Source organism: Sphingomonas sp. 8AM, assembly GCF_902506455.1.
Lineage (GTDB): Bacteria > Pseudomonadota > Alphaproteobacteria > Sphingomonadales > Sphingomonadaceae > Sphingomonas.
On sequence record NZ_LR733844.1, the window covers coordinates 3,614,852 to 3,628,716 of the forward strand.

Annotated in this window: 11 protein-coding genes; 4 read left to right on the top strand and 7 right to left on the bottom strand. The window is 69.7% G+C overall.

The features are described 5' to 3' along the window. Positions 1-71 precede the first annotated feature (71 nt). From BACI71_RS16950 to BACI71_RS16960, 3 genes are read right to left on the bottom strand one after another with little or no spacing between them, the layout of a single operon-like run. Positions 72-1,274: a sensor histidine kinase gene (locus tag BACI71_RS16950; protein WP_159760592.1), complete on the bottom strand. Its 1,203-nt coding sequence runs from the start codon at positions 1,272-1,274 to the stop codon at positions 72-74. Between the two features lie 43 nt (positions 1,275-1,317). After that, complete coding sequence (locus BACI71_RS16955) at positions 1,318-1,665, bottom strand: hypothetical protein (protein ID WP_159760594.1); 348 nt, start codon at positions 1,663-1,665, stop codon at positions 1,318-1,320. Then, positions 1,662-2,333, bottom strand: coding sequence for an HAD-IA family hydrolase (locus tag BACI71_RS16960; RefSeq protein WP_159760596.1), 672 nt, complete (start codon positions 2,331-2,333; stop codon positions 1,662-1,664). Before BACI71_RS16960 ends, BACI71_RS16955 begins: the two co-directional genes overlap by 4 nt. 61 nt (positions 2,334-2,394) lie before the next feature. Between BACI71_RS16960 and glmU the strand changes: the two genes are divergently transcribed. Together glmU and glmS are read left to right on the top strand one after the other, a co-directional pair. Further along, on the top strand, positions 2,395-3,741 hold the full coding sequence (glmU, locus tag BACI71_RS16965) for a bifunctional UDP-N-acetylglucosamine diphosphorylase/glucosamine-1-phosphate N-acetyltransferase GlmU (RefSeq protein ID WP_159760598.1): 1,347 nt from the start codon (positions 2,395-2,397) through the stop codon (positions 3,739-3,741). A gap of 1 nt (position 3,742) precedes the next feature. Continuing rightward, positions 3,743-5,566 carry a glutamine--fructose-6-phosphate transaminase (isomerizing) gene (gene glmS / locus BACI71_RS16970; RefSeq protein ID WP_159760600.1) on the top strand — a complete coding sequence of 608 codons (1,824 nt, stop codon included), beginning with the start codon at positions 3,743-3,745 and terminating at the stop codon, positions 5,564-5,566. A 2-nt stretch (positions 5,567-5,568) separates the two neighbouring features. Here glmS and BACI71_RS16975 read toward each other — a convergent pair whose 3' ends face one another. The 3 genes from BACI71_RS16975 to BACI71_RS16985 are packed head-to-tail and all read right to left on the bottom strand — an operon-like array spanning position 5,569 to position 10,116. Next, positions 5,569-7,011 (bottom strand): flavin-containing monooxygenase, encoded by a 1,443-nt coding sequence (locus BACI71_RS16975; protein ID WP_159760602.1) that lies wholly within the window; start codon positions 7,009-7,011, stop codon positions 5,569-5,571. 35 nt (positions 7,012-7,046) lie between these two features. Then, on the bottom strand, positions 7,047-9,101 hold the full coding sequence (locus tag BACI71_RS16980; RefSeq protein ID WP_159760604.1) for a TonB-dependent receptor: 2,055 nt from the start codon (positions 9,099-9,101) through the stop codon (positions 7,047-7,049). 28 nt (positions 9,102-9,129) lie between these two features. Then, positions 9,130-10,116, bottom strand: coding sequence for an alpha/beta hydrolase (locus BACI71_RS16985; RefSeq protein WP_159760606.1), 987 nt, complete (start codon positions 10,114-10,116; stop codon positions 9,130-9,132). Positions 10,117-10,428: 312 nt separating this feature from the next. On the opposite strand from BACI71_RS16985, the gene BACI71_RS16990 reads away from it, so the two are divergent. Both BACI71_RS16990 and BACI71_RS16995 read left to right on the top strand, forming a co-directional pair. After that, the gene (locus tag BACI71_RS16990; RefSeq protein WP_159760608.1) at positions 10,429-11,499 is read left to right on the top strand and encodes a LacI family DNA-binding transcriptional regulator; all 1,071 of its coding nucleotides are present in this window, start codon (positions 10,429-10,431) and stop codon (positions 11,497-11,499) included. A 58-nt stretch (positions 11,500-11,557) separates the two neighbouring features. Next, entirely contained in the window at positions 11,558-13,285 is a 1,728-nt protein-coding gene (locus tag BACI71_RS16995) for an asparagine synthetase B family protein (protein ID WP_236553039.1), read from the top strand. Between the two features lie 94 nt (positions 13,286-13,379). On the opposite strand, the gene BACI71_RS17000 is transcribed toward BACI71_RS16995, so the two are convergent. Then, complete coding sequence (locus tag BACI71_RS17000) at positions 13,380-13,805, bottom strand: MAPEG family protein (protein WP_159760610.1); 426 nt, start codon at positions 13,803-13,805, stop codon at positions 13,380-13,382. Between the last annotated feature and the right edge of the window lie 60 nt (positions 13,806-13,865).

Here is a 13,865-nt window from a genome sequence, read left to right on the forward strand (position 1 = left end):
GTCCCCCGCACGGGCGTTCGCCGACACGGCAGCCCTCATTCAGCGCGCCGTGTGACATCGAGGTTACGCCTTCATGACAGCGGCTTCGGCGCGGGTGTCGGAAGCGTGACCGTCACCCGCGTGCCGACACCGATGGTGCTGGCGATGTCGAGCCGCCCGCGGTGGCGCTCGACGATATGCTTGACGATCGCGAGCCCCAGCCCGGTGCCGCCGACCGAGCGGCTGCGGCCCGGATCGACGCGGTAGAAACGCTCGGTGAGTCGCGGCAAATGTTCGGGGGGTATGCCTTCGCCATGATCGGCGACGCGCAGGCAGACATTCTGCGCCTGTGTCCACAGCGTGACCTCGACGGGGGTGCCCGCGCGGCCGTACTTCATGGCGTTGCCGATCAGGTTGTGGATCAGCTGCGACAACTGGATCGGGTCGCCGGTAACCGGCGGCAGTTCGTCGGCGATGTCGAGGTGGATGTCCTCGCCGCGATCGCCATGCGTGGTGATCAGCGCGTCGCACGCCTCTTGCGTGAGGTCGGCAAGATCGACCGCAGCGCGCAGCTCGCGAAACTTTTCGGCCTCGATCCGCGAGAGGCTCATGAGATCCTCGACCAAGCGCTCCATCCGCCGCGCCTCGTCGAAGACGATCCCAAGGAAGCGCTTGCGCAAACCCGGATCGTCGCCCGCCTCGTCGGCCAGCGTCTCGACATAGCCGAGGATCGAGGCCAGCGGGGTGCGCAGTTCGTGGCTGGCGTTGGCGACGAAATCGACACGCATTTTCTCGGCGGCGTGCTGCCCGGTGCGGTCGACGAGCTGGACGAGGCGTGCATCGTCGCCGATCGGTGCGGCGCGCATCTCCCAGCGCTGGTCGAGCGTGCCGATCCCGACGAGATCGACCGGCTGAGTCACGCCTTCGGCGAGATGCGCGGCGGCGCCGGGATGGCGGATCGCGACGCGCGCATCCTCGCCGACGATGTGCGCGCCGAGCAACGTCCGTGCTGCGACATTGGCGAGCGCTACCCGGCCGCCGCGCAGCACCAGCACCGGCTCGGCAACTGCCTCGACGATCGCGGCGGCGGGCAGCTCATGTGGTCGGGTGGGTGCCTCGTCCTGCGCTGCGGCCTGCTCCTCCGGAATGGTGGCGATGATGACGACCAGCGCCGCCCCGCCTGCCACCGCGGCCAATGCTGCCTGACCGTCGTGCGACAGCAGCCAGACTACCGCCGCGGTGGCGAGTGCGATCGCCGCCGCCAGCCAGGTGCGCAAGGGAAGCTCGTCGATCACAGACCAGGCGATAGCGCAGCCGCGGGACGAAGGGCAGGGCGTTTTAGCGCCGCTGTGCGCCGCGCCCGATCCGCACCACGACCAGCACCGCGACGATGATCGTCGTGTCCGCCATCCAGTCCATGATGTCGCAGTCGCGGTGCAGCGCCGGGATCGACTGCAGCACCTCGATCATCGCGCCGAGGAACGACAGGCGCTCCCCGATTCTGAGCAGCGATCCGGTCGGGAAGGCGAGCACCGACAGCAGGGTCAGCGTGCCGAAAGCGGCCATATGCTGCCATTTGTCGCCGACCTCGATGATTGGCACCGGATGCGGCATCAGCGCCATGCCGACCGCGAACGCCGTCGCGACGACCAGCGCGAAGAACCAGGGCACGCGTACCTGCGTCATGCCAGTCGCTCCAGCGCGGGGATCAGCTCGGCGAAGCTGTCGATCACCAGCTCGGCGCCGAGTTCCTCGACCGGCTGCATCAGGAAGCCGAACGAGCAGGCGATCGCGGGCAGCCCGGCGGCGTGCGCGGCGGTGATGTCGTAGATCGAATCGCCGACGAACGCCGCGCGGCCGCCGCCGCAACGCTCGACCATCGCATCGATCGGCGGCCGTGACGGCTTGCCGTTGCCCGGCCCCATCGTGTCGCCGCCGATGATCGTCGCGAAGCGATCGGTGAGTTCGAGATCGGCGAGGATCTGGCGGGCGAGCGCCTCGAGCTTGTTGGTGACGATCGCGAGCGTCACGCCACGGGCGGCGAGCTGGTCGAGCGCGTCGAGCGCGTGCGGGAAGGGGCGCGTGAGGACGGCAATGTTCGCCTGATAATGGTCGAGCAGCTGGCGCTGCAGCACGTCGAGTTCGGCATCGGTGCAGCCGCCGGTCGCCGCCATGCCCTGTGCGAGCATGTGGCGCGCGCCGCCGCCGATCATCGGCTTGACCTGATCGACCGACAGTGTCGGGCGGCCGGCGCTGGCAAGCGCGTGGTTGAGCGCCGCGGCGAGATCGCCCGACGTGTCGAGCAGGGTACCGTCGAGATCGAACCCGACGATGCGGAAGGGGAAGTCAGCCATCGGCTGCGCGCGTTGCCGTGCGATACTGGAATTGGCAAGCAAAGGGTGGCAGGGCGGGGCCATGTCGAGCCGCAACATCGCCGTCGTCGTCCTCGCCGCGGGCAAGGGCACCCGCATGAAATCCGATCTGCACAAGGTGCTGCATCCGATCGCGGGGCGGCCGATGCTGTTGCACCTGCTCGCCTCCGCTGCGACGCTGTCGCCCGAGCGGACCGTGGTGGTGACGGGCGCGGGCCGCGAGCAGGTCGAGGCGGCGGTGACGCCACTCGGCGCGAAGATCGCGGTGCAGCGCGAACAACTCGGCACCGGGCATGCGGTGATGCAGGCACGCGAGGTGCTCGCCGGGTTCACCGGCGACGTGCTGATCCTGTACGGCGACGTGCCGCTGGTGCGCGCGGAGACGATGCGCGCGATGATCGAACGGCTCGATGCCGACGATGCGCCCGCGGTTGTGGTATTGGGGTTCCGGCCGGCGGATGCGGGGGCCTATGGGCGGCTGATCGTCGCTCAGGGCGGTGATCGGCTCGAGAAGATCGTCGAGTTCAAGGACGCCGATGCTGCGGAGCGCGCGGTGACCTTGTGCAATTCCGGGCTGATGGCGGCGCGTGGCGAATTGCTGTTCGACCTGCTCGCGCGGCTCGGCAACGACAATGCGGCGGGCGAATATTATCTGACCGACGTGGTCGAGCTGTCGGGCGCGGCGGTGGTGGTCGAGGCGAGCGCCGGGGAGGTGACCGGCGTCAACAGCCGTGGCGAACTCGCCGCCGTCGAGGCAATGTGGCAGCAGACGCGTCGTGCGCAGGCGATGGCGGACGGCGTGACGCTGATCGCGCCCGAAACGGTGTGGTTTGCGCATGATACCGTGTTAGGGCGCGATGTGACGATCGAGCCGAACGTCGTGTTCGGTCCCGGCGTGTCGGTCGCTGACGGCGCGACGATCCGCGCGTTCAGCCATCTGGAGGGGGCCATGGTGGGAGCGCGGGCGGATGTCGGCCCGTACGCACGGTTGCGGCCCGGCGCGGTGCTGGCCGAGAGCGCCAAGGTCGGCAATTTCGTCGAGATCAAGAAGGCGACCGTCGGCGTCGGCGCGAAGGTGAACCATCTGTCGTATATCGGCGATGCCGAGGTCGGCGCGCGCGCGAACATCGGCGCGGGGACGATCACCTGCAATTACGACGGCTTCTTCAAATATCGCACCGTGATCGGCGAAGGCGCGTTCGTCGGATCGAACAGCGCGTTGGTCGCGCCGGTGACGGTCGGCGCGGGTGCGATCGTCGGGGCAGGTTCCGTTGTTGTCCGGGATGTTACCGCGGATTCACTTGTCTTGGCACGCGGCCGGCAGGAAGAGCGCGGCGGTTGGGCGAAGCGCTTTCGCGATGCGATGACGGCGAAGAAGAAGGGCCAGTAAGATGTGCGGTATCGTCGGAATCCTCGGCCATGACGATGTGGCCGATCGCCTGCTCGACGGGCTGAAGCGGCTCGAATATCGCGGCTACGACTCGGCCGGGATCGCGACAATCGTGGATGGCGCGATCGAGCGGCGGCGCGCGTCGGGCAAGCTCGTCAATCTCGGGAAGGAACTCGCCGCGCATCCGCTGCCGGGCACGACCGGGATCGCGCACACGCGCTGGGCGACCCACGGCGGCCCCACCACCAACAATGCGCACCCGCACGCGACAGACGAGGTCGCGGTTGTTCACAATGGGATCATCGAGAATTTCAAGACGCTGCGTGAGGAGTTGCAGGCGCGCGGGCGTGTCTTCACCAGCGAGACCGACACCGAAGTCGTCGCGCACCTGATCAGCGAGCAGGTCGAGGGCGGCAAGTCGCCAGTCGAGGCGGTGCGCGAGGTGCTGCCGCGGCTGCATGGCGCGTTCGCGCTAGCGATCCTGTTCCGCAGCCACCCGGAACTGCTGATCGGCGCGCGCCTCGGCTCGCCGCTGGTGGTCGGATATGGCGATGACGAGACGTACCTCGGCTCGGACGCGCTGGCGTTGGCGCCGCTGACGCAGCGGATTGCCTATCTGGACGAGGGCGACTGGGTGGTTTGCGCGCGTGAAGGCACGCAGGTGTATGATCGCGACAATCAGCCGGTCGAGCGGCCGGTGACGATCTCGGGCGTTACCGGCGCGTTGATCGACAAGGGCAATCACCGCCACTTCATGCAGAAGGAAATCTACGAACAGCCGATCGTAGTCGCGCAGACGCTGCGCAGCTATCTTCAGCGGTTCGAGGGCAAGATCGTGCTGCCGATCCCCGACTTCGACCTCTCGGGCATCAAGCGTGTGACGATCGTCGCATGCGGGACGAGCTTCTACGCCGGGATGGTCGCCAAATACTGGTTCGAGCAATTCGCGCGCGTGCCGGTCGATCTCGATGTCGCCAGCGAGTTCCGCTACCGCGCGCCGGTGATGGACGATGGCGGTTTGGCGTTGTTTATCAGTCAGTCCGGCGAGACTGCTGATACACTGGCTGCATTGCGCCATGCTCGTGCCGAAGGGCAGACGATCGCGGTCGTCGTCAATGTGCCGACCAGCACGATGGCGCGCGAGGCGGATCTGCTGCTGCCCACCCACGCCGGGCCGGAGATCGGCGTCGCTTCGACCAAGGCCTTCTCATGCCAGCTGGCGGTGCTCGCCGCGCTCGCCGCGAACCTTGCCAAGGCGAAGGGGCGGCTGAGCGAGAGCGAGGAGCGTAATATCGTCCGTCAGCTCGCCGAGGCGCCGGCCGCGATCAACGGCGCGCTCGCCTATGACGAGTCGATCGAGGCGATTGCCGGGGTGATCGCCGGGGCGCGCGACGTGCTTTATCTGGGGCGCGGGACCGATTATCCGCTCGCACTGGAAGGCGCGTTGAAGCTCAAGGAAATCAGTTACATCCATGCCGAAGGTTATGCGGCGGGCGAGATGAAGCACGGACCGATCGCGTTGATCGACGAGAATGTTCCTGTCGTGGTGATCGCCCCTTCCGGGCCGTTGTTCGACAAGACCGTCAGCAACATGCAGGAAGTGCAGGCGCGCGGCGGGAAAGTCCTGCTCATCAGCGATTACGACGGGGTCGAGGCGGCGGGTGAGGGCTGCGTCGCTACCATCACCATGCCGAAGGTCCACCCGCTGATCGCGCCGATCGTCTATGCGGTGCCGGTGCAGTTGCTCGCGTATCATGTCGCGGTCGCCAAGGGCACCGACGTCGACCAGCCGCGCAACCTCGCGAAGAGCGTAACCGTCGAATAGGGTTAGCGAAAACGTAGCACGCCGTCGTCGAGGCGGCCGCGCATCGTCAGTGCGTCGCGGACGTAATTCTGCTGCACCCGCCACGGCACGCGCTTGCCCTGACGGGGCAGCCACTCGGCAACGCGTTGAATATAGCCGGAATTGAGATCGAGGAGTGGGGTGGTGGCTTGCTCCCCGGCGTCCGGGACGGGGGTGGCGACGGTGGCGCCGGTCGCGTCCTTGTGGTCGAGCAGGCGGGCGACGAAGCGGGCGCTGAGGTCGCTGCGCAGCGTCCAGGAAGCGTTGGTATAACCCGTTGAAAAGGCCATGTTCGGCACGTCGCTGAGCATCGCGCCCTTGTAGACGAGGTGGCGGTGCGGTTCGATCAGGCGGCCGTCGATCGAGAGGGTGGTGCCGCCCATGAGCTTCAGGCGGAGGCCAGTGGCGGTGACGATCACGTCGGCGGGGAGAATATCGCCGGATGTCAGATGGATACCGTCGGGGGTAAACCGATCGATCGTGTCGGTGACGATCGTGGCGCGGCCATCGCGGAGAACGGCGAACAGGTCGCCGTCGGGAACGAGACAGAGCCGTTGATCCCACGGATTGTAGTTTGGCGTCAGGTGGTTGGCGAGGTCGTACCCTTCGCCGAGTGCGGCGCGCTGTTGTTTGGCGATCTGGCGCTTCACCAGCGCGGGGCGGCGGCGGGCGAGGGTGTAGCTGCCGATCCCGTAAGCGATGCTTTTCCAGCGGGTTAGCGTGTCGGCCAGCCGCGTCGGGAGAACCCGGTGCAGGGCCGCGCCGAGCCGGTCGCGGGCTGGCATCGCGACGATAAACGTCGGAGAACGCTGGAGCATCGTGACGTGGGCAGCGCCTTGGGCGACCAGTGCGGGGACGAGGGTGACGGCGGTGGCGCCGGAGCCGATCACCACCACCCGCCGTCCGGTGACGGACAAATCACCGGGCCACGCCTGCGGGTGCACGATCCTGCCAGAAAATACCCCCATGTCCGGCCATTCGGGCGCATGGCCGTGCGCATAATCGTAATAGCCGGCGCACAAAAACAGGAAACGGCACGTCAATTGCGCGGAAACGCCGTCGACCTCGTAGCGGACGGTCCAGCGCGCGTCGGCGCTCGACCAGTCGGCGGCGACGACGCGGTGGCGTAAGCGAATGTGGCGGTCGATGCCGAAGGTGCGCGCGGTGTCGCGGAGGTAGGCGAGGATGTCGGCGCCGTCCGCGATCGTCTTCTCGCCGCGCCACGGATGAAACGGGAAGCCGAGCGTGGTCATGTCCGAATCCGAGCGGATGCCGGGATAGCGGAACAGGTCCCACGTCCCGCCGATCGAGTCGCGCGCCTCGAAGATCGCCCAGCGGCGGTCGGGGCGGTCATGGCCGATGCGATAGGCCGCGCCGATCCCGGACAGGCCGGCGCCGACGATCAGCACATCGAGATGCTCGTTCATGCCGCCCCCTTACGGGCGCGGGCTGGGCCTTGTCATCAGGAGCGGAGACGGACGCCGATCCACAGGGTGCGCGGGGTAGCGCGCTCGACCACGCCCGCGCCGCTGATGCCTGCCTCGACGCGGGCGTCGAAGACATTCTCGGCGCGGGCCTCGATCGCGATCCGGCGGGTGAGCGGGAGCGCGGCATAGCCGTCGAGCGTCGTCGCGGCAGCGAGGGTGCGGCTGTTCTGATCGTCCTCGAACTGCGCGGCGCTGTGGCGGAGCGTCGCGGAGAGCGCGGCATCCTGTTGTCGCCAGCCGAGCGCGGTCGAGACGAGATCGCGCGGGGTCTGCGCGGGGCGCAGGTCGTCGAGCGGGGCGGCGCTGCCCGAGGCGCGGACGTGCGGGTTCACGTGGCTCCAAGATGCGCTGGCGAACCACGGTCCGTGATCCCAGCGCGCGTCCAGCTCGACCCCGGTCGATTCGATCGCGTCGAGGTTCTGGCGCACGCGGTAGGTGCCGCCGGCCGCGACGAAGCCGACGCCCGGGAAGGTGCCGGGGCCGCGCCCGGCGGTGACGTTGCTGATCGCGTCGGTGAGCCGGTTCCAGAACAAGGTGCCGGTGAGGCTGACCCCGCCGACCGGCACCAGGGTCACGCCACCGTCGACGCCGGTGAGGCGCTCGGGCGACAGCAGCGCATTGGCGGCGACCGCATCGGTGCCGACGCGGAACGGGCGATAGAGTTCGTTGAGCGTTGGCAAACGCCAGCCGCGATAGGCCGAGGTGCGCAGCGTCAGCGGCGACGCAATCGTCCATGCCGCGCCGGCGCGCCCGGTCCATTCGGTGCCGCTGCGGTCGGCGAAGTCGCTGGTGGTCAGCGCCGCGCCGTTGGTGAGCGCGACTTCGCGCAGGCTGCCGTCGGTGAGCTGCCAGCGATCGACGCGCCCGCCGAGCGTCAGCGTCAGCGCGCCGGCGGTCAGCGTGCCGTCGCCGAACACGCCCCAGTTGAGCGCCGCGCCGCCCGCGACGCGGCGGCGGGTCGGAAGCCCGGCGACATAGGTGTAGAGTTCCTGCGTTCGTCCCTCGACGCGGCGGATGTCGGCGCCGAAGCGCAGGTCGCGGCCGTTGCCGAGCCGTGGTGCCAGCTCGATGCGGCCGCCGACGCCCGTGGCGGGGGTGTTGTACTGGTCGAGCGTCTGGGTCGCGGTCCGGCGCACGGCATCGACGCTGGCGAATTGCGACGCGAAGGCGCGGGTCTGGAGATAGGCGAGCGCCGACCAGCCGAGCGCGCCGCGCCCGACGAGGCGCAGGCTGGCGTCGGCGCCCTCGCTGCGGTTGGCGGTGAAGGCCGTGCCGCGTTCGCGCGTGTCGGTGAAGCCGGAGACGTTCGCCTGCAACTCGGTGGAGGGTGCGACGGTGACGACGGTGCGCGCCGCGGCGGAGAATTGCTCGTAGGGCGCAGGGCGGTCGGCAGGGCCGCGTTGACCGGCGACGGTGGGGATGAAGCCGTCACCGCGCGCATAGGCGGCGGAGAGCGTCGCGAAGCCGGGACCGCGTTCGAGCAGTGCCGAGGCGGTCGCGTCGACCGAGTTGCGGCTGCCATAGGCGAGGTCGGCGGCGAGGGGCGGCTGGTCGCGCGGGCCGGTGCTGTCGATCTCGACCGTGCCCGCCAGCGCACCGGGACCGAAATAGCCGCTGCCGCCGCCGCGCGTGACGCGGATCGCGCCGATCCGGTCGGTGGCATAGGCGGGGAACGGCACCCACCCGCCGAACGGATCGGTCTGCGGTACGCCGTCGAGGATCAGCAACGCGCGGCTGGAGGCGTTGCCGCCGATCCCGCGCAGCGAGATGCCCTGACTGGTCGGATTGGCCGAGCGCGAGTCGGCGCGGCGGAATTGCTGGAGCCCGGCGACGTCGGCAAGGACGCTTTCGAGCCGGTTGCTGGCGTTCTCACGGATCCGCGCGGCGTCGAGCGTCACGACCGAAGCGGCCTTGTCGCCCGGTCGCGGCGCGAGCCCGCGGCCGCGCACGACCACCTCGTCGCCGTCCTGCGCGAGGGCCGGCGTGATGAGCGTGCCGGCGAGCAGCAAGGCGATGGTCAGGCGTTTCATGGATGATCTCCGGGCGGCGCGGCCGCGGTCAGGTTGCTGGTGGTGGAGGCAGGAGGCCGAGCCGCGCGGCGAAGGCGGCGAAGAGCATCGGCCACGCCGCGGCGGGCGTGTCAGCGGCAAGGCGCACGCCAAAGCCGTGACCGCCCTTGTCGAACGCGTGCAACTCGGCCGGACGCTGCGCGGCGAGCAGCGCCTGATACATTGCGAGGCTGTTGGCGATCGGCACGGTCCCGTCGTCGCTGGCATGGACGAGGAAGACCGGCGCGGTCTGCGCATCGACATGGCGCTCGACCGAAGCAGCGCGCCGCGCAGCCTCGTCGGACGGGGTGCCAAGCAGATTGTCGCGCGAGCCGACATGCGTGAACGGCTCGGACATCGAGACGACCGGGTAGATCAGCCCGGCGAGATCAGGGCGGGCCGACAGGCAGTCGCTGGCGTCGACCGGCGCGTAGGTGCGCTCGGCATGGCGGGTGGCGAGGCTGCCGGCGAGATGCCCGCCCGCCGAGAAGCCGATGACCGCGACACGCTTCGTATCCACGCCGTAATGCGCGGCGTTGGCGCGGATCAGCCGCAGCCCGCGCTGCGCGTCCTGCAGCGGTACCAGCGCGCGGTCGCGCCAGCCCTCGCCCGGCAGGCGATAGGTGAGGATGAAGCAGGTGACGCCGCGCGCAGTGAGCCAGCGCGCCTGTTCCTCGCCTTCGTTGTCCCAGGCGAGAAAGCCATAGCCACCGCCGGGGATCAGCATCACCGCCGCGCCATTGGGCTGCGCCGGGCGGCGGACGGTGAGCGTCGGCATCGCGATGCCGGTCAGCCAGCGATCGTTGAAGCCCGCGGTCTTCGAGCGTTGCTCGACCTTGCGGGTCGGCAGCGTCGCAGGCGCGCCGGGCGGCGATCCCGGCCAGAGCGGCAGCGTCCCGTCTCCGGCCTGTGCCGCGACGACGCCGGGCAGGAGCGGTGCGGCGGCGATCGCGGCGAGCAACGCGCGGCGGGTGGGAGCGTCGATCGTCGCGGCCATGCAATCTCTCCAATGGGTTATCGCGCAGGGCTTAGGGTTTGTCTTGAACCGCAACAAGGCCGCGGATTGGCGGATCTCGACCCCGGGCCGGGCCGTCATCCCGGACTTGATCCGGGAACCCGCTTCTCGGCGTGGGCGGCACCAAGAAGCGGCGCCGCGGATCAAGTCCGGGGCGACGAAGAAGGAAGGCACGCGAACCGATCACGATTCGAGGCGAACCCCTGAATGTCGATCCTGCCCATGCCGGGAACGTTATCATCAAAATTCACGGGAATGACTTACCTGCGGCAAGGTTGATGCTAAGCAGGGCGAATGACGGGGGAGAGACGCAAGCGACGGTCGGGCGTACCGACGATCGCCGATGTGGCACAGCTGGCCGGCGTGTCGCAGATGACGGTATCGCGCGTCATCAATGCCGAGGGCAACGTTCGGGCCGGAACCCGTGATACCGTCAATGCGGCGATCCGGCAGCTGGATTACTCGCCCAACCCGGCGGCGCGGCGGCTGGCCGGCGCCGCGCAGCTGCGGATCGGGCTGTTGTTCAGCAATCCCAGTGAATCCTATCTGAGCGCCTTTCTGCTCGGCAGCCTCGATCAGGCGGGGCGCTCCGACATTCAGTTGATCGTGCAGAAATGCGAGCTGGACGATCACGAGGGCGATGTCGCCGCACGGTTGATCGAGGGGGGCATCGACGGCGTGATCCTGCCGCCGCCACTGTGCGATTCGCCGGTCGTGCTCGACGTCCTGCTGGCGGCGGGCATCCCGACAGTCGCGGTGGCGACCAGCGCGCCGCCGCCGCTGGTGGGGGCGGTGGCGATCGACGATCGCGGCGCGGCGCAGGCGATGACCGCGCACCTGCTCGCGCTGGGGCACCGGCGGATCGGCTTCATCACGGGCAACGACAATATCCATGCCAGTGCCGAGCGGCTGGCGGGGTACCGTGCCGCACTGGTCGTCGCGGGGCTGCCGCCCGACGACGCGCTGGTGGCAAACGGCTTGTTCGATTATCGCTCCGGGCTGGTCGCCGCCGAGCGCCTGCTCGACATGGCCGCTGCGCCGACCGCCATCTTCGCGAGCAACGACGATATGGCGGCCGCCTCGGTCGCGGTGGCGCACCGCCGCGGACTGGACGTGCCGCGCGACCTGACGGTGTGCGGCTTCGACGACAGTGCGCTGGCGACCACGATCTGGCCCGAACTGACCACGATCCGGCAGCCGATCGCCGACATGAGCCGGGCCGCGATCGAATTGCTCGCGGGGATGCTGGCGGAACGACGCGAGACGGGACGTGGCGCTGCGAAGCAGGTGACGCTGGATTACACGCTGGTACGGCGCGGCTCCGACGCGCCGCCGCGTGCTACGGTCGCCGAACGGGGTCGCTGAACCGCACGGCGCGTGATAGCGCGCGCGGCGGTGATGACGCGTGGAGATGTGACGGTGAGTGACGGCGTGGCAGCGGGGCGCGGCTGAAATGGGCGCGATCGCCGGGCTGTTCCATCCCGCCACCCCCAAGCCGGTCGATCCGGCACGCATCCGTGCGATGGCGACGGCGATGGCGCATCGGGGGCCCGACGGCGCGGGCGAATGGACCGCGCCGGGGGTCGGCTTCGCGCACCGCTGGCTGGCGACCATCGGTGGCGCGGCGGCCGCCCAGCCGGTCGCGACCCCCGACCTGCGTTATGCGGCGATGCTCGACGGGACGATCCTGAACCACGCGGCGCTGGGCGCGGACCTGCGCGCGCTGGGGCATCGCTTCACGGGCGGCGGCGATGCCGAAGTGGTGCTGCACGGCTTTGCGGCATGGGGGCCGGCACTGCTCGACCGGCTGGAGGGCTCGTTCGCGATCGTCGTGCACGACGCCGCGACGCAGACGCTGTTTCTGGCCCGCGACCGGCTGGGGGCCAAGCCATTGCATCTGGCGATGCTGCCGGACGGCGCGCTGATCTTCGCGTCGGAGCTGAGGGGGCTGCTCGCGCATCCGTTGCTGCGGCGCGTGCCCGACGCGACCGCGGTCGCGGACTATCTGACGCTGGGCTATGTGCCCGACGATACGTGCATGATCGCGGGCGTCGAGAAGTTGCCGGCAGCGCATTTCCTGCTGGTCGAGCGCGGACGACCGCTGCGCGCCGCGCGCCGCTGGTGGAGCCTGCCCGAGGGTGGAGAGACGCCCGTGGAAGCCTTGCTGGCCGAGCTGCGCGGGGCGGTGGCGCGGGCGGCGGGGGAGGAGCGGCCGGCGGCGCTGCTGCTCGGCGGGCTGGGCGATGCGGCGGTGGTCGCGCTCGCGGCCGAGGCGAGCGGCAAGGCGGTCGCGACCGTCGGTGTCGGGGATGATGGCAGCGTGGCGGCGCGGTTCGCGACCGCGCACCGTCGTGCAGGACCCGGCGACCCGCCGGCGCTGCTGACCGGGCTGGTCGCGACCTTCGACGAGCCGTGCGGTGATCCGGCCGCGCTGGCGGCGATCGTCGCGGCGCGGCAGAGCGGGCCGGTGGTGATGTCCGGGGCCGGGGCGGCGCTGCTGCTGGACAGCGGGCGCTGGCGACGGTTCGCGCGTCACGAGCGCTGGCGGCGCTGGCGATGGAAGGTGCCGGGGCTGGGTGAGGCGGGCGCCGATTACGCGCTGGCGCTCGGCGCGGCGGATGCCGGCGGTGTGTGGAGCGCCGAGGGGCGGCGCGCGCTGGCAGGCCATGATGTCCTGCGGCGGTTCGCGGCGGCGTCGCGCGGCGGCGATCCGCTGGATGGCGCGCTGCGCGTCGATCTGGCGACGCGGTTGCCGGGTCAGGTGCTGGCGATGGTGGATCGCGCCGGCATGGCGGCAGGCGCGGAGTGGCGAACGCCGTTTGCCGACCCGCGGCTGGTGGCGTTCGTGCTCTCGCTTTCCGTCGGGGTACGGCAGGCACGAACCTCGCCGCTGGTCGGAGCGATGGCGCGGCACTTGCCCGCGATGCCGGTAGCCGCGCCGCCGCCGCCGGTGTCGCAATGGCTGCGGGGGCCGCTGGGCGCGGAGGTGGCGCGGCTGGAGCGCTCGCGGCCGTTCGCCGAGACGGGGTGGTTCGACATGGCGCGGATCGCGCAGCTGATCGAGCGACACCGCGGCGGGGACGACGAGCACGCTGCGCTGCTGTGGCGGTTGCTGGTGCTCGAGCGGAGTCTCGGCCGGCTGTTCGCCTGACGGGCGGCCGCTTGACGGACGCATGCGGGCAGTGCGCTCCGGCGCGTTCGGACGTGTTTAACGCCGCGGCCAAGCGGCCCGCAACATCATCGGATCAGAAGACCGCGATCGCTGCGTGGAGTGTCAGGGCAACGAGCAGCAGGCTAGAAAGCGGGAACAAGGCGAAACGCGGGGCGACGCGATTGGCGGTCGCTTGCACCACGCTGTGCACGACGCGAACGAGGACATAGCCCCAGGCGAGCCACGCATTGACGCCGTTGCCGGCACTGCTGATCGCGATGACGGTGCAGGCGGCGTAGAAGAGCGTCGGCTGCTCCATCAGATGATTGTAGTTGTGCGCCTTCCACTGCGCGGTCGCAGGCAGTGCGCGGTCGGCGTCAGTGCCTTTGCTGCCGACCAGCGTGCGCAGATCGATGCCGGCAGCCGTCATGGCGGGCATTCGCGTGGCGATCATCCAGCAGAGCATCACGAGCGTCCAGGCGATCAGCGCCACCATCGGCCGCAGGATCTCGCTGTGCATGAAAAAGCCTTCCCCGGTTGGTCCCGAGGAAGGCTGCCTCAGCGCGCCTGTTGGCGCAAT